This is a genomic window from Arthrobacter sp. BL-252-APC-1A (assembly GCF_009696625.1).
Taxonomy (GTDB): Bacteria; Actinomycetota; Actinomycetes; order Actinomycetales; family Micrococcaceae; genus Arthrobacter_B.
Map to the genome: position 1 here is coordinate 360355 of NZ_VULS01000003.1, position 12785 is coordinate 373139.

Consider the following 12785-nt stretch of genomic DNA (forward strand, 5'->3'; position numbering starts at 1 on the left):
GCCGCAGGACACTTTGTCTCTGCTGCGGCCAACACTAGGAGCCGCCTCTGACATTGCTTCCGTGAGCGGAGCTGCCCGAGGACAAACGCGCCTTCGTTTACTCCCCGGTCACGCCGTCGAGCAGTTCCCGCACGACGTCGAGGTGGCCGCAGTGCCTTCCGGTTTCCTCGACCATATGGACCAGGATCCAGCGCAGGTTGTGCGGGCACGTCTCTGCCCGGGCCACATCGTCCAGGGCGTACCGGGCAGCCACCTCGCGGGACTCGGCGCAGGCTGCCTCGTAGTCCGCGATGATCCCGGCAAGGCTGTCGGACTCGGAGACGCGGAATTCGCCGTCGGGGTCTTCGTCGCTCCAGCGGGAGGGAACGCCGTCCTGGCCGTCCATACGTTCGCGGAACCAGCTCCGTTCGACATCGGCGAGGTGGCGGAGCAGGCCAGACACGGTGGTGAGGGACGGAAGGACGCGGCGGGCGGCGTCGGCGTCGCTCAGCCCCTGTGCCTTGTATACGGCGCTGGCGCGCAGGTAGTCCAGGAAGCCGTTGAGGGTTTCTCTTTCGCCCGCAGCGTCGGGCGGGTCAATGCGGTTGTCGGTGAGCATCCGCCCAGCCTAGCCATGCCGCCGGACACCAAGGAAACGAACCGCCGTCACATTCCTGCAAGCCGCAGAACCAGCGCCAGCAGCATTAGGACGGCTCCCCCGGCCGCAACTATCCAGGCCGCTGTCCGGGTGGTCAGCCGCATCCATGATCGCCTGCGGGACACCACGGAGTAGAGCCCCGTGATCAGGAAGATGAGCCCGGCCATCCCGACGTAGCCGGGAGCTCCGTTGTCCTCGCCCTGTGCCAGCACAAACAGCAGCAGGACTAGACCCAGTGCGAAACTCGGCCAGTGGAAGCCGGTCTCGTTGTGGTGCCGATGAACTGCCTGGCTGTGGTCCATTGAGCTCATGGTCTGTCCCTTCCCGCTGCGGCGGGCCCCTGGTGCGCCCGACCAGAAGAAAACACGGTACGCCTGCTGCCCCGCTGCGTCGCCGGGAGCCCCCTGTGAAGTTGCTGGCAACGATTGCCATTTTTTCTTCCCAAATCCTCTTGCGCCGGACAGCCGGCGGGCGTAGCTTCGTCCGTAATCAACCGAAAGGTTGATCAAAGCAGAGATTGATTACAGCAGTTTGAAGCGACGCGAACGTTGGCTACCCATGAACAAAGCCTCAGAGGACGTGCTGCTCGACCGGGCGTTTCTGGCCCTGGCCGATCCGGCACGGCGGCGGATCATCGCCAGGCTCTCCCGGGGCCCGGCAACGGTCAACGAACTGGCGGAACCCTTCGAAATCAGCAAGCAGGCGGTTTCGAAGCACATTCAGGTTCTTGAGCAGGCGCAGCTGGTCACCCGGTCACGGGATGCACAGCGCCGGCCCGTCCACCTGAACCCTGCACGGCTGGAGGCGCTTACCGCCTGGATCGACCGGTACCGGCTGGTCCTCGAGGGGCAGTTCCGCAGCCTGGATGCCGTGCTTAAATCCGAGGCCGTGCAGCACGGCCAGCAGGCAAAGGACACCCAGACATGACGAACGCACTACAGCTGTCCGTACCGGACGGCGTCCCTTATATTGACTACTCACGGGAGGTGGACTTCCCCGTAGCAGACGTCTTCAACGCCCACCGGGATCCTGAACTGATCAGCCAGTGGCTTGGTCCGCGTGGAATGAAGATGGAAATGGACCACTACGACTTCGTTACCGGCGGCACCTACAAGTACACCCATACCGGCCCGGACGGCGTTCCCTACGATTTCAGCGGAATCTTCCACACGGTCCGGGAAAACGAATTCGCGATCCAGACCTTCGAATTCTCCGGCTACCCGGACGTCGTCAGCATTGAATCCCTGACATTCGAGGATCTGGGAAACGGCAGGACCCGTCTCACTTCACACGGCGTGTATCCCACCATGGAGGCCCGCGACGGTATGGCATCCTCAGGCATGGAAGACGGTCTGGGCCAGGGATATGACCGCCTCGAAGAACTGCTCGCGTCCCTTGCCGGCGCCAGGAGCCCCCAGGAGGCATCATGACCAACGCACTGGAAGTCACCGTTCCCGACGGCGTCCCATACATCGACTACGTCCGGGAGTTCGACTACCCGGCACGGGAGGTGTTCCGCGCCCACGTCAGCCCGGATTCCTACGTCCAGTGGGTCGGGCCGGAGGGCCTGGACACCCGGATCGATGCCTTCGAGGCGACCCCCGGCGGCTCATACCGGTTCGTCCAGAGCGAGGGCGGGGAGGAGTACGCCTTCCGCGGCGTGTTCCACAACATCCGGGCAGACGAGTTCATCCTGCAGACCTTCGAGTTTGAGGGTTACCCGGACCAGGCGAGCCTGGATTACCTGCGGTTCGAGGACCTTCCCGACGGCCGGTCCCGCCTGGTGGGACATTCGGTCTATCCCTCAGTGGAGACGCGGGATAACTTCGTGTCCTCGGGTATGGAATCCGGCATGGCCGAGGGGTACGACAAGCTCGAGCAGCTGCTGGCATTCGCCACGGCCTGAGTCCACACGACCACTCTTGGAGGAGCCATGGACTGGACCCTGGAAGTAATCCGCGTCCCGGTCAGCGACCTTGACCGCAGCATCGCCTTTTATTCCGACCAGATCGGATTCGACCTGGACCATCACACCGTCAACGAGCACATGGCCTTCGCCCAGCTCACACCGCCCGGTTCGGGCTGCTCAATCGTCATCGGTTCCCTTCCCGGCGAGGAGCAGATGGAACCCGGTTCACTGAAGGGCCTCCAGCTGGTGGTTCCCGACGCCCGGGCCGCCCGCGAGGAACTGGTAGCCCGCGGCGTGGAGGCCGGCGGCGTGAACGTCATCGACGAACGCGACGGCGGCACTATGTTCGGTTTCTCGGACCCGGACGGCAACACCTGGGTGGTTCAGCAGATCCAGGCCCGCGCGGCGAATCCGCTGATCCCCTACAGCGCCCGGCCGCAGCCGGGCGAAGGAATCTAGGCGCGCAACCAAACAGTACGACGGCGGGCGGGCCGCCTCAGTCCCCCAGGGCTGCGGCGACCCGCTCGACGCCGTACTCGAAGGCCCGGTCCAGGTCACCGCCCAGGCGGAAGGCACCGGCCAGCTCCATGGTGATGAAGCCGGTCAGCCACGCCGTCATAAACCGCGCCGCTTCCAGTGCATCTGCTTCCCCGACGGCGGAACGGGCTGCGGCGAGGACCGGTTCGCTGGCACGGGCCAGGTCATCGGGCGAGGCCGCCCGCGTCTGGATCAGCCGAAACGCTTCCGGCCGCTGATGGGCGAAGGACCGGTACGCACGGGCAAGTCCGGCCAGCGAGTCCTCAGCCTGCATAAGTTCACGAAGCTCCTCCAGCGTTGCCCGGGCGATCAGGGCAAGCAGTGCCTCCCGGTCTTTCACCCGCTTATAAAGGGAGGGCGCCCGGACACCCACCCGCTCCGCGACCGCGTTCATGGTGACGTATTCAGGACCGCCGCCTTCCAGGGCAGCCCTGCCCGCTTCCACAATGGCTTCAAGCGACGTGCGCTGGGGTGCCGGCATGGCTTCTCCTGACAATCGTTGGCTATTGACATTAGCCATCATAGCTAATTAGGTTAGCCATGTGGCCGGACACGCCGGTCTGCCAGAAGGAGAAGCCATGAAGCTCGGACCAAACCTGCACCGGATCGGCAACGACATAGTTGCCGCCTACCTGGTGGTGACCGACGACGGCATCACGGTGATCGACGCCGGGCTCGCCGGCCATTGGCGGGACCTGCAGCAGGAACTGGCAGCCCTGGGCCGTCCACTGACCGATATCCGCGGCGTCGTGCTGACCCACGGGGACACGGACCACATTGGTTTTGCCGAGCGGCTGCGCCGGGAAACCGGCGTACCCGTCTATGTCCATGCCGCGGATGAGGCCCGGGCGCGCGGAACGAAGCGCTACAAGCCTGCTCCGGGCTCCGCCGGCAGCATGCGGCCGGGCCCTACCGCCCGGTTCCTGGCCTACTCTGTCCGGAAACAGGGCTGGCGCACCACCTACCTCACCGACGTCGTGCCGGTTGCAGACGGAGATGTCCTCGGCCTTCCGGGATCACCGCGGATCATTGGCCTTCCCGGGCACTCGCCCGGCAGTGTGGCCATCCACGTCCCGGAGGCCAAGGCGCTGTTTGTGGGTGACGCGCTCACCACCCGCAATGTGCTCTCCGGCAAGGCCGGCCTGCAGCCGTCGCCGTTCACCGACGATCCGGCGCAGGCTCTGGACGTGCTGGATAAGCTCACCCAGCTCTCAGACGTCGGCTGGGTGCTGCCCGGGCACGGCACGCCCTGGAACGGGAACGTCAGCACTCTGGCCAACGAGGTCCGCTCCAGGACGTAAACGCGGGAAAGCTAAGCCGGTCTGATGGAGGGGCTAGCGGCCATGGCCCGGTCCGTTGCCCTTCCCCGGGCCGTGTCCGCTCCCTTTCCCGGGGTCGTGGCCTTTCCCGGGACCGTGGCCTTTGCCTGGCCCATGCCCCTTGCCCGGCCCGTGGCCGTGTCCCGTGCCCGGGTTCCAGACGCGGTCATTGATGAACTCGGCCGGCTTGTACTGAATGAAGTCAGCTTCCCCGAGCCCCAGGGACTCGGCCCGCCGGTCCAGCTGCCGGGGATCGGCGAGGTTGGCCCACCGGCCGGTATCCAGCCGCTCATCCATTGCCAGCACGGCCGCCACCCGCTCAGCGTCCGTGAAGGTGCAGTGCCCTGTCCGTTCGACGAACGACTGCCGCAGCAGCGGCGTCGCCCGTGCCTCCCGCACGGTTTCGGCATATTCCTCCATGTATTCCACCGGCGCCAGGATGTCCGCCAGGGTGTGCATGGTCAGGACCGGGATCTGCAGGTCTCCCTGGGGTGTGGAGGTGCGGTCCATCCAGTCGAGGGCTTCCTCATCCGGCTCAATGTCCGCAGCAGCGGTGAGCGTGCGCAGGTCCCGCTTCAGGTCCAGTCCGGCGGTACGGTAGAGAGCGTCCACCTGCTGCCTCTGTGCGGATTGCTGCAGCAGGGCACGGTAGTCCACGCCCTGGTTCCAGCCGCTGTCGCCGTCGGCCGCAGTGACAATCGAAACGCGGGAACCGACTACGAACGGAATGGTCTGCAGCAGCCAGTTGTATTGCGCTTCCTGCTGGGCCGCGAAGTCCCTGCGGTCCGGAGCGCTTTCGCCGCTGAACCAGGTGGGCGTATTCATCAGTGCCGCGGCGAGCGCAACCTTGGCCCGTCCCTCCGGAGTGGCCTGCGCCTGCTGCACCGCCTGCATCAGGGCGGTGATGGTGTCTCCGGCTTCCGCGGACGTGCGGAAGCCGGTCAGCTGCAGGTCCTGGCCCGGCAGCAGCAGTTCGGCGAGCGCGTGGATGCCGTCCAGCTGGTAGTTGTTCAGGTTGATGCCGCCGCCGAGCAGCCCGCAGGTGCTCACTGCCCCGTCCACTCCGCTGTCCGGGGTTTCGGCGATCAGGCTGCTGACCAGCCCTCCCATGGACGTACCGAAAGCGATGGTGCGGTCCGGTTCCCCTGCTGCCGCGGAGAATGCCGCCAGCGTGTCCAGCTGGTCCTGGACGGCTGTTCCCAGCGCCCATCCGGCGCTGGCATACGACGACGCCGCCACGGCGAATCCGCGGTCCGTCAGGGCCTGAGCGGTGGAGTCAAAGCCAGGGTCCCAGGCCGGGTTATCCGGCCCGGGACGGAACCCGTGGCTGTACAGCACCAGTTTCCCGTTCCAGCCGGCGGGTACTTCCGCTGCCCACGTTGCTCCGTTGGCCAGTGTGCCGCCCAGTTCGGTCACCGGCGGTGCCGCTGTGGATGTGGCAGTGGCGGTGGCCGGTGCTGCGACCAGTGCCAGTGCCACGGCAATTCCCAAGGTAGTCAGTCTTCTCATGCCTTGTTCCGATCCTTCCTGCGCCGTTGCAGATGGTTCCCCCCGCTGGGGTCATCCTTCACGACGCCGGAGCAACCGGCAAGGAAAACTAGAGCATCCCGACGTCTTCGTTCCAGAGCGTCGGGTAATCCGTCATGAATTCCTCCATGAGCATGGCGCAGGCCGGATCGTCGAGGACCTCAACCTGCACGCCCCGCTGCCTCAGCAGGTCTTCGGGTCCGCGGAAACTGCGGTTTTCACCGATGATGACGCGTGGAATCCGGTACAGCAGGATGGCCCCGGTGCACATGTCGCACGGAGAGAGCGTGGTGACCATTGTGGCCCTGGTGTAGGAACCTGCAGGAAGGCGTCCGGCGTGTTCCAGGCAGTCCATTTCTGCGTGCCGGATGACGCTGCCGAGTTGCTGGCGCCGGTTCCGTCCGGTGGAAACAATCGTGCCGTCCACGAAGAGGGCGGCGCCGATGGGTATTCCGCCTTCTTCCTTGCCCTTGCGTGCGGCGTTCAGGGCGGGCAGCAGCAGCTCCGATGTCATGGCCCCACACTAGGGCCCTGTGTCCTGCGTGCGGAAGGGCGCGGCTCCGCTCAGCCGTGACTGTGCGTCCGGGCCCTTTCCACTCGTTCCCGGACCTCCGGGGCCACCTCGGTACCGAACCGGGTGATCTCCTCAGCGTCATCAGAGGCCAGGATGAAGCCTGAGATCCCGTACTGCAGTGCCATGTCCGTTAGTTCGTCGGCCCACTGGCCCGGCGGTCCCTGCAGCAGTCCCCGGTTGGTGGAGCCAAAGGACCCGCTGATGTTCAGCAGCCGCCGCACCGAGCCGGGGTCCCTCCCGGCGGAGGCTGCGCCGTCGTCGATCACCGCATTCAGCGCAGCCAGGTCCGGCGGGCCTCCGCGCAGGTATCCCAGCGACGGCAGCCAGCCGTCCGCTGCCGCTCCGGTGAGGCGCAGCATGCGCGGCTTGTAGGCACCGAGCCAGATTCCGACGTCGTGTGCCGGTGCCGGACCCCGCTTGGCTCCGTGAACCTGGTGGATTTTTCCGTCGACCCGGAGAGGAGCGGTGGCCCCGGTGTCCCAAATACCGCGGATGATGCTGATCGCGTCCTCAAGTCCGGTGACGGCGTCCCCCGGGGCAAGCCGCTCGCCGCCTGCTGCGGCAATGGCGTCCCAGAAGGCTCCAGTCCCCAGTCCGAGCTCGAGCCGTCCGCCGCTGAGCAGGTCCAGGCTGGCAGCGCTGCGGGCAATAATGACCGGCTGCCGCAGCGGCAGGTTCAGCACGTCGGGCACCAGCCGGATCCGCGAGGTCCGCGCGGCTGCGTAGGACATCAGTGTCCATGTATCCAGGAACCGCGGCTGATAGGGATGGTCCTGGAAAGCGGCCAGGTCCAGTCCGGCCTCTTCCGCTGTTACAGCCAGCTCGACTGCCCGCAGCGGAGGCGATGCCACCGGTGTGATGAAGGCGCCAAAGAGCAGGTCGCGGCCGTAGTCGGGCATAACTGTCTCCTTGCTCCGGTGATGGTGCCGGACAGTCTAACGGCTGCCGGCGTGCGCGGAAGCCGTCCGGGCTTTGTAGGCTGGAAGGCGTGCTCCCTCATCTTTCCCCGTCCTCTGCCGTGACCGGCGCGGGCCGCTTCGCCCCCAGCCCGTCCGGCGAACTGCACGTGGGCAACCTCCGCACTGCCCTGCTGGCATGGCTGTTCGCCCGCAGCACCGGCAGGGACTTCATCCTGCGCGTGGAGGACCTGGACCGCGCCCGCGCCGGGGCGGAAGCTGTGCAGCTGCGGGATCTTGCCGCCGTCGGGCTCGACTGGGACGGAGAGGTGATCCGGCAGTCCGACCGCACCCCGGTGTATCTGGATGCCATCGAGAAGCTGCGTGCCGACGGCCGCGTCTACGAATGCTTCTGCACCCGCGCGGAAATCTCCGACGCGCCGCGCGCCCCGCACTCTCCGCCCGGCGCATACCCCGGCACCTGCCGCAACCTCTCCGAAGCTGAACGCGCCCGGCGCCGCCTCGAACGTCCTCCGGCCCTGCGCCTGCGTGCCGATGTCAGTGAGTACACGGTTCATGACGCCCTGTACGGGGACTACACCGGTGTGGTGGATGACCTGGTGCTCCTGCGCAACGACGGGGTTCCGCCGTACAACCTCGCCGTCGTGGTCGATGATGCAGCCCAGGGCATTGACCAGGTGGTCCGCGGGGACGATCTGCTCTCCTCCACACCCCGCCAGGCCTACCTCGCCTCGCTGCTCGGCCTGCCGCCGGTGGAATACGTCCACGTGCCGCTCGTCCTCTCTGAGAGCGGCAAGCGGCTGGCCAAGCGCGACGGCGCCGTCACCCTGGGCGCGCTGGCGGACCTGGGGATTTCCGCACCGGAGGCAGCGGCGATGATCCTGGGCTCGCTCGGGCTTCCCGGCACCCTCCCTGAAGCGCTGGAGGTTTTCGATCCGGGCCGGCTACCGCGGGAACCGTGGATCTTCACGCCACCGGCGGCTCCCTCCGCTTCCTGAGATCCGGGGTGGTGCACCGTCCGGACTTGGGTGTTAACTGGGGCGCATGCCTCTAACCGGTGAATATGCCCCCAGCACCTCCAAGCGCTCCCGCGACCAGGCCGAGGAAATCGAGTCCTCCGGCGGCACCCGCGGCACCACCCTGAACGGACGCCCGGTGGTACTGCTGACCACCAAGGGTGCCAAGAGCGGCAAGCTGCGCAAGACTCCGCTCATGCGGGTGGAGCACGACGGCGATTACGCGGTGGTCGCGTCCATGGGCGGCGCTCCGAAGCATCCCGTCTGGTACTTCAACATCGTGGCGAACCCGCACGTGGAGCTGCAGGACGGACCGCAGAAATGGGACATGCAGGCCCGTGAAGTGACCGGGGACGAGAAGGCAGTGTGGTGGGAGCGTGCCGTTGCGGCGTACCCGCCCTATGCCGATTACCAGGCCAGGACCGACCGGGAGATTCCGCTCTTTGTACTGGAGCGGATGGAATAGCCCTCGCTGTCAGGCGGCGATCCGGGCAGCAGGTCCAGCTGCATCCAGCCCACGTCGTGCCAGGCGCCGTGCTTGATCCCGACCCGGCGGAAGACTCCCACCAGAGTGAACCCCAGTGAGCCGTGCAGCGCTTCGCTGGCCGGGTTGGGCAGCGTCATGCCCGCCACCAGGGTGCCGTAGCCCTGCTCCCCAGCCGCTGCACGAGGGCTGCGTACAGCCGCTTGCCCAGACCGGTTCCCCTCACGGATTCGTCCAGGGTCCTTGGAGCTACAGCGCGACAGTCCGGGTGAACCAGAGCCGGTACCGGAAACCGCCAATCCTGAATCCGAAGACCGGGATGTCCATCTTCGCCCTTCGGGTCAGGCGGCCGGTCCCACGGAGGCGGTCGACTCTCTGCCGTTCCTGCCTGTACTGCTCTGCTTCAACCATGCGTTGCCGGTAATCCAGCTTCGCCAGCTCTATCTCCATCAAGCTCATGTTCATCATCCCTCAGCACTTCTGACGCTTCCGCCGGGCAGCATCCGCCGGTCCGCTTCCGCAGGACCGTTTCCGCTCGTCCGCTTCCTTCCGCGAACGGGAGCTTCCGTGGATACGTGGCCGCTCCCACTGTTGCAGAACTGCCTCAACGCTAGAAGCGGTCAAGGGGCGAAACGACGCTTATCAGGACAGCTTGAGTCCGGATTGAAACGCATCGCGGACAGGTTTTGTCCGCAGGTTCACCTGCTGGTTTCCATGACCCGAAATCCGGTCAGGACGTGCAGCCAATTCCGTCGCCGTCGCCGTCGAACTTCGGATCCCAGCCGGGATCTCCCGGACGGATTGGTGCTGCTCCGGCAGCCTTGACGGCCGCACAATTGGCGTACATCGGCGTCGTACTGGATACGGCAGCCTCCGGCGCCGGACCGACAGTCCGGGACGCTGTTCCCTCGCGGGCCGGAACGGGTTCGTCCGGGCAGGAAGCAAGGACAGAGGCGATGGCATCGTGTTCTGCCTGCGTCATCCACAGCCGGTACTCCGCCTTGACCGCAGTCTGGCGTGCGACATACTCGCAGCGGAAGGCCTTGTTCGGCGGCAGCCAGGTAGCGGCGTCGGAATCCGATTTGGCGCCGTTCGCCGGGCCGTCAGCGGCAAAGAGGTTCAGCGGATCGTTGGCCAGCTGGCGGCGTTCCTCCGCCGAGAGCTGCTGGGCGCCCTTTTGCCACGCGTCCGAGAGCGCTACAACGTGGTCGATCTGCACGGCCGTGCTCGTAGTGTTTCCACGCACGAAGCTGATGGTGCTCCCGGTGTAGGGATCAACGAAGGTTCCTGATGCGACAACGCAGTCCTTGGTGCCGGGTTTGAACGTCTCATTTGTCAGGTCGCGGGCAAGAATGTCGTTCCGGGTGTCGCAGCCGTTATGGTCCACGTCCGCCCAGGCGGGCCCGAACTCTTCGCGGCTGTAACCGGTCTTTGGAGCGCGGCCCTTGATGGGAATCCCGCTCAGCTGTTCCAGCGCCGTTCCGGCCTGTGGCTCTGTTATTGAGGAAGAAGCGGCCGGTGAGGCCGGCAGCTGTGCTGCCGAATCCGTCTCCTGGGGGACGCAGGCAGTTCCGAAGAGAATTACGGGGAGGACGGCAAGGGACAGCAGGGCGGGGCGCAGGTGTTTCATCGCCCCTAATTATCCGTGCCCCGAATGCCGTTCCCGTGCAGGCTCGCGGGGTCCCGAGCCTGGCCCTTCCAAGCGCCACCCTTCCGCTGGGCGCCTTGGGCCGCGTAGATTCGGGTCAAAGCCGTCGCAAGGAGATGCACATGGCCACGGGTAAGAACGGCTCACAGTCAGGCACTAAAACCTCTGCCCGCATTGGGAAGGCAGAGGATGAGCTTGCGGAAGAACTCACCGAACGCCAAGCCTCATCCGACGGCGGGAAAAGCCGGGTCTCGGTCGCGGAGGACTACGCGGCAGAGCTTGATGAGCTCGGGGAACTTGATTCAAAGACCGCCAAGGTTCGGGACAAGGGCGACGACGCTGCCTGGCGGCACAACTATCCATACACCAAGAAACTCAGCCGCCGAAGCTACGAACGGCAGAAACGGCAACTGCAGATCGAGCTGCTGAAGATGCAGCTGTGGGTCAAGGACACCGGGCAGAAGATGCTCATCATCTTCGAAGGCCGTGACGCTGCCGGCAAGGGCGGTGCCATCAAGCGGTTCAATGAGCATCTGAATCCCCGCGGATCTCGGGTGGTGGCGCTCGAAAAGCCCAGCGACCAGGAACGCACGCAGTGGTACTTCCAGCGCTACATCGCCCGGCTGCCCAGCGGCGGGGAGATCGTGATGATGGACCGGTCCTGGTACAACCGTGCCGGCGTCGAACGCGTGATGAACTACTGCACGCCGGCCCAGTACCTGGAATTCATGCGGGAGGTTCCCGAACTGGAACGCATGCTCGTGAATTCAGGGGTACTGCTGCGCAAGCTCTGGTTCTCCGTTGGCCGCGCCGAGCAGCTGGCCCGGTTTGCCGCGAGGGAAACAGATCCGGTCAAGCAGTGGAAGCTCTCCCCCACCGACCTTGCCAGCCTGGATAAGTGGGATGACTACACCCAGGCCAAGGAAGCCATGTTCTTCTACACGGACACCGGAGATGCGCCATGGACAGTGGTGAAGTCCAACGACAAGAAACGGGCCCGCCTCGAAGCCATGCGATTTGTCCTCGACAGTGTGGATTACCCCAACAAGGACCGCCGGGTCGCGCATGCTCCGGACCCGCTGATTGTTGGTCCGGCCGCCAGCCACTACGAGGAAGGCGAGGAACCCGACGGACTGTTTCCGGTAGTCAAACCCCAGCCCTGAGCCCGGAACTGCCTATGATGAAACGGTGACTTCAACCCCGAGACCCGCATGAGTTCGCGCCTGCACAGCCTGGTTATCGAGTCTTTGGGGCGGCGGGTCGTTTCCGGGGAGCTGAAGCCCGGAGACACCATGCTCTCGGAACAGCTCGAGACCGAGCTGAACGTATCCCGCTCCGTTGCCCGTGAAGCTGTCCGGGTGCTGCAGTCCCTGGGGTTGGTGGAGACGGTCAAACGGGTCGGGATCCGCGTGCTGCCGGAGACATCCTGGAACGTTTTTGACCCGTACATCGTGCGCTGGCGGCTTGCCTCAGTCCCCGGCAAGGGTGCGCAGCTGCGCTCGCTGACCGAGCTCCGTTCCGCCGTCGAGCCTGCCGCAGCCGAACTGGCCGCCGAACACGCACCCGAGGACATGGCTGCAGAGCTGATGGCCGTTGCCGCAAAGATGCGTGCGGTGGGGCGGGCCGGTGATCTGCAGCAGTTCCTGGAGCTCGACATTCACTATCACGCCCTGGTTCTGGCCGCCTCGGGGAACGAGATGTTCGCACAGATGCAGTCCATGATCGCCGAGGTGCTGCGGGGCCGCACCGACTACGGTTTGATGCCGTCCCGTCCGCACGAGGAGGCGCTGCAGTGGCACGTCGACGTCGCGAACGCCATCCAGGCCGGCAACCCCGACGCCGCACGCGAAGCCATGGACCAGATCATGCGCCGGACAAAGTCTGAGGTCGAGGGTGTCTGGCGGGATGAGCCGAGGATCTTCACGCAGCCAGAGCGGCAGCCGGGGGCTGTGGAGGGGTAGTTCGACGGCGGACGTCGGGAACGTCGGGAACGTCGGGGACGTCGGGAACGCCGGGAACGCCGCGGGAGCGGGCTGACGGGGGTTGCTGTCTGCGGCACGGTAGCCCGGCGGCAGCGGCGATGCGGGCGCGATGCGGCAGCGGCGATGCGGGCGCGATGCGGCAGCGGCGATGCGGGCGCGATGCGGCAGCGGCAGCGGCGATGCGGCGCGATGCGGCGCGATGCGGCAGCGGCAGCGGCGATGCGGCAGCGGCAGC

General features: G+C 66.0%; 18 protein-coding genes. 9 read left to right on the forward strand and 9 right to left on the reverse strand.

Going from position 1 to position 12785, the window contains the following annotated elements:
* Nucleotides 1-97: 97 nt before the first annotated feature.
* Together FYJ28_RS06790 and FYJ28_RS06795 are read right to left on the reverse strand one after the other, a co-directional pair.
* The gene (locus FYJ28_RS06790; RefSeq protein WP_055240008.1) at nucleotides 98-598 is read right to left on the reverse strand and encodes a DinB family protein; all 501 of its coding nucleotides are present in this window, start codon (nucleotides 596-598) and stop codon (nucleotides 98-100) included.
* A 47-nt stretch (nucleotides 599-645) separates the two neighbouring features.
* Complete coding sequence (locus FYJ28_RS06795) at nucleotides 646-948, reverse strand: hypothetical protein (protein ID WP_055240007.1); 303 nt, start codon at nucleotides 946-948, stop codon at nucleotides 646-648.
* Nucleotides 949-1195: 247 nt separating this feature from the next.
* Between FYJ28_RS06795 and FYJ28_RS06800 the strand changes: the two genes are divergently transcribed.
* From FYJ28_RS06800 to FYJ28_RS06815, 4 genes are read left to right on the forward strand one after another with little or no spacing between them, the layout of a single operon-like run.
* A complete protein-coding gene (locus tag FYJ28_RS06800) occupies nucleotides 1196-1564 on the forward strand; it encodes an ArsR/SmtB family transcription factor (protein ID WP_055240006.1) in 369 nt (122 codons plus the stop codon).
* A complete protein-coding gene (locus FYJ28_RS06805) occupies nucleotides 1561-2067 on the forward strand; it encodes an SRPBCC family protein (RefSeq protein ID WP_055240005.1) in 507 nt (168 codons plus the stop codon). The genes FYJ28_RS06800 and FYJ28_RS06805 overlap by 4 nt, the downstream gene beginning before the upstream one ends.
* The gene (locus FYJ28_RS06810) at nucleotides 2064-2543 is read left to right on the forward strand and encodes an SRPBCC family protein (RefSeq protein WP_055240004.1); all 480 of its coding nucleotides are present in this window, start codon (nucleotides 2064-2066) and stop codon (nucleotides 2541-2543) included. The genes FYJ28_RS06805 and FYJ28_RS06810 overlap by 4 nt, the downstream gene beginning before the upstream one ends.
* A gap of 27 nt (nucleotides 2544-2570) precedes the next feature.
* On the forward strand, nucleotides 2571-3005 hold the full coding sequence (locus tag FYJ28_RS06815) for a VOC family protein (RefSeq protein ID WP_154578727.1): 435 nt from the start codon (nucleotides 2571-2573) through the stop codon (nucleotides 3003-3005).
* A gap of 37 nt (nucleotides 3006-3042) precedes the next feature.
* Here FYJ28_RS06815 and FYJ28_RS06820 read toward each other — a convergent pair whose 3' ends face one another.
* Nucleotides 3043-3564 carry a TetR/AcrR family transcriptional regulator gene (locus FYJ28_RS06820; protein WP_055240003.1) on the reverse strand — a complete coding sequence of 174 codons (522 nt, stop codon included), beginning with the start codon at nucleotides 3562-3564 and terminating at the stop codon, nucleotides 3043-3045.
* A 97-nt stretch (nucleotides 3565-3661) separates the two neighbouring features.
* Here FYJ28_RS06820 and FYJ28_RS06825 point away from each other — a divergent pair, with 97 nt between their 5' ends.
* Nucleotides 3662-4384: an MBL fold metallo-hydrolase gene (locus tag FYJ28_RS06825; protein ID WP_154578728.1), complete on the forward strand. Its 723-nt coding sequence runs from the start codon at nucleotides 3662-3664 to the stop codon at nucleotides 4382-4384.
* A gap of 33 nt (nucleotides 4385-4417) precedes the next feature.
* Here the strand turns inward: FYJ28_RS06825 and FYJ28_RS06830 are convergent, their stop codons facing one another.
* From FYJ28_RS06830 to FYJ28_RS06840, 3 genes are all read right to left on the reverse strand, one after another.
* Nucleotides 4418-5911, reverse strand: coding sequence for an alpha/beta hydrolase family protein (locus FYJ28_RS06830; RefSeq protein ID WP_195840616.1), 1494 nt, complete (start codon nucleotides 5909-5911; stop codon nucleotides 4418-4420).
* Nucleotides 5912-5999: 88 nt separating this feature from the next.
* The gene (locus FYJ28_RS06835; protein ID WP_055240001.1) at nucleotides 6000-6443 is read right to left on the reverse strand and encodes a nucleoside deaminase; all 444 of its coding nucleotides are present in this window, start codon (nucleotides 6441-6443) and stop codon (nucleotides 6000-6002) included.
* 50 nt (nucleotides 6444-6493) lie between these two features.
* On the reverse strand, nucleotides 6494-7402 hold the full coding sequence (locus tag FYJ28_RS06840; protein WP_154578729.1) for an LLM class flavin-dependent oxidoreductase: 909 nt from the start codon (nucleotides 7400-7402) through the stop codon (nucleotides 6494-6496).
* A gap of 119 nt (nucleotides 7403-7521) precedes the next feature.
* Between FYJ28_RS06840 and gluQRS the strand changes: the two genes are divergently transcribed.
* Both gluQRS and FYJ28_RS06850 read left to right on the forward strand, forming a co-directional pair.
* A complete protein-coding gene (gene gluQRS / locus FYJ28_RS06845; protein ID WP_326831581.1) occupies nucleotides 7522-8418 on the forward strand; it encodes a tRNA glutamyl-Q(34) synthetase GluQRS in 897 nt (298 codons plus the stop codon).
* Between the two features lie 46 nt (nucleotides 8419-8464).
* A complete protein-coding gene (locus tag FYJ28_RS06850) occupies nucleotides 8465-8902 on the forward strand; it encodes a nitroreductase family deazaflavin-dependent oxidoreductase (RefSeq protein ID WP_154578731.1) in 438 nt (145 codons plus the stop codon).
* On the opposite strand, the gene FYJ28_RS06855 is transcribed toward FYJ28_RS06850, so the two are convergent.
* The 3 genes from FYJ28_RS06855 to FYJ28_RS06865 all read right to left on the reverse strand — a co-directional run bounded on the left by FYJ28_RS06855 (nucleotide 8845) and on the right by FYJ28_RS06865 (nucleotide 10550).
* Nucleotides 8845-9060: a GNAT family N-acetyltransferase gene (locus tag FYJ28_RS06855; RefSeq protein WP_154578732.1), complete on the reverse strand. Its 216-nt coding sequence runs from the start codon at nucleotides 9058-9060 to the stop codon at nucleotides 8845-8847. The two genes, FYJ28_RS06850 and FYJ28_RS06855, sit on opposite strands and share 58 nt — an antisense overlap.
* A 109-nt stretch (nucleotides 9061-9169) precedes the next feature.
* Nucleotides 9170-9379: a hypothetical protein gene (locus FYJ28_RS06860; RefSeq protein WP_154578733.1), complete on the reverse strand. Its 210-nt coding sequence runs from the start codon at nucleotides 9377-9379 to the stop codon at nucleotides 9170-9172.
* A gap of 271 nt (nucleotides 9380-9650) precedes the next feature.
* Nucleotides 9651-10550: a GmrSD restriction endonuclease domain-containing protein gene (locus tag FYJ28_RS06865; RefSeq protein WP_154578734.1), complete on the reverse strand. Its 900-nt coding sequence runs from the start codon at nucleotides 10548-10550 to the stop codon at nucleotides 9651-9653.
* Nucleotides 10551-10690: 140 nt separating this feature from the next.
* Between FYJ28_RS06865 and ppk2 the strand changes: the two genes are divergently transcribed.
* Nucleotides 10691-11731, forward strand: coding sequence for a polyphosphate kinase 2 (gene ppk2, locus FYJ28_RS06870; RefSeq protein WP_055239995.1), 1041 nt, complete (start codon nucleotides 10691-10693; stop codon nucleotides 11729-11731).
* A 48-nt stretch (nucleotides 11732-11779) separates the two neighbouring features.
* Entirely contained in the window at nucleotides 11780-12529 is a 750-nt protein-coding gene (locus FYJ28_RS06875; protein ID WP_055239994.1) for a FadR/GntR family transcriptional regulator, read from the forward strand.
* The last annotated feature ends 256 nt before the right edge of the window (nucleotides 12530-12785 follow it).

What these genes read in the sequence shown, in the direction of transcription:
- FYJ28_RS06820 (WP_055240003.1), bottom strand. Translation starts at nt 3,564, where the DNA reads ATGCCGGCACCCCAGCGCACGTCGCTTGAAGCCATTGTGGAAGCGGGC.
- FYJ28_RS06790 (WP_055240008.1), bottom strand. Translation starts at nt 598, where the DNA reads ATGCTCACCGACAACCGCATTGACCCGCCCGACGCTGCGGGCGAAAGA.
- FYJ28_RS06805 (WP_055240005.1), top strand. Translation starts at nt 1,561, where the DNA reads ATGACGAACGCACTACAGCTGTCCGTACCGGACGGCGTCCCTTATATT.
- FYJ28_RS06800 (WP_055240006.1), top strand. Translation starts at nt 1,196, where the DNA reads ATGAACAAAGCCTCAGAGGACGTGCTGCTCGACCGGGCGTTTCTGGCC.
- FYJ28_RS06855 (WP_154578732.1), bottom strand. Translation starts at nt 9,060, where the DNA reads ATGACGCTGCCCAACCCGGCCAGCGAAGCGCTGCACGGCTCACTGGGG.
- FYJ28_RS06860 (WP_154578733.1), bottom strand. Translation starts at nt 9,379, where the DNA reads ATGAGCTTGATGGAGATAGAGCTGGCGAAGCTGGATTACCGGCAACGC.
- FYJ28_RS06850 (WP_154578731.1), top strand. Translation starts at nt 8,465, where the DNA reads ATGCCTCTAACCGGTGAATATGCCCCCAGCACCTCCAAGCGCTCCCGC.
- FYJ28_RS06825 (WP_154578728.1), top strand. Translation starts at nt 3,662, where the DNA reads ATGAAGCTCGGACCAAACCTGCACCGGATCGGCAACGACATAGTTGCC.
- FYJ28_RS06810 (WP_055240004.1), top strand. Translation starts at nt 2,064, where the DNA reads ATGACCAACGCACTGGAAGTCACCGTTCCCGACGGCGTCCCATACATC.
- FYJ28_RS06830 (WP_195840616.1), bottom strand. Translation starts at nt 5,911, where the DNA reads ATGAGAAGACTGACTACCTTGGGAATTGCCGTGGCACTGGCACTGGTC.
- FYJ28_RS06840 (WP_154578729.1), bottom strand. Translation starts at nt 7,402, where the DNA reads ATGCCCGACTACGGCCGCGACCTGCTCTTTGGCGCCTTCATCACACCG.
- ppk2 (WP_055239995.1), top strand. Translation starts at nt 10,691, where the DNA reads ATGGCCACGGGTAAGAACGGCTCACAGTCAGGCACTAAAACCTCTGCC.
- FYJ28_RS06835 (WP_055240001.1), bottom strand. Translation starts at nt 6,443, where the DNA reads ATGACATCGGAGCTGCTGCTGCCCGCCCTGAACGCCGCACGCAAGGGC.
- FYJ28_RS06815 (WP_154578727.1), top strand. Translation starts at nt 2,571, where the DNA reads ATGGACTGGACCCTGGAAGTAATCCGCGTCCCGGTCAGCGACCTTGAC.
- FYJ28_RS06795 (WP_055240007.1), bottom strand. Translation starts at nt 948, where the DNA reads ATGAGCTCAATGGACCACAGCCAGGCAGTTCATCGGCACCACAACGAG.
- FYJ28_RS06865 (WP_154578734.1), bottom strand. Translation starts at nt 10,550, where the DNA reads ATGAAACACCTGCGCCCCGCCCTGCTGTCCCTTGCCGTCCTCCCCGTA.
- FYJ28_RS06875 (WP_055239994.1), top strand. Translation starts at nt 11,780, where the DNA reads ATGAGTTCGCGCCTGCACAGCCTGGTTATCGAGTCTTTGGGGCGGCGG.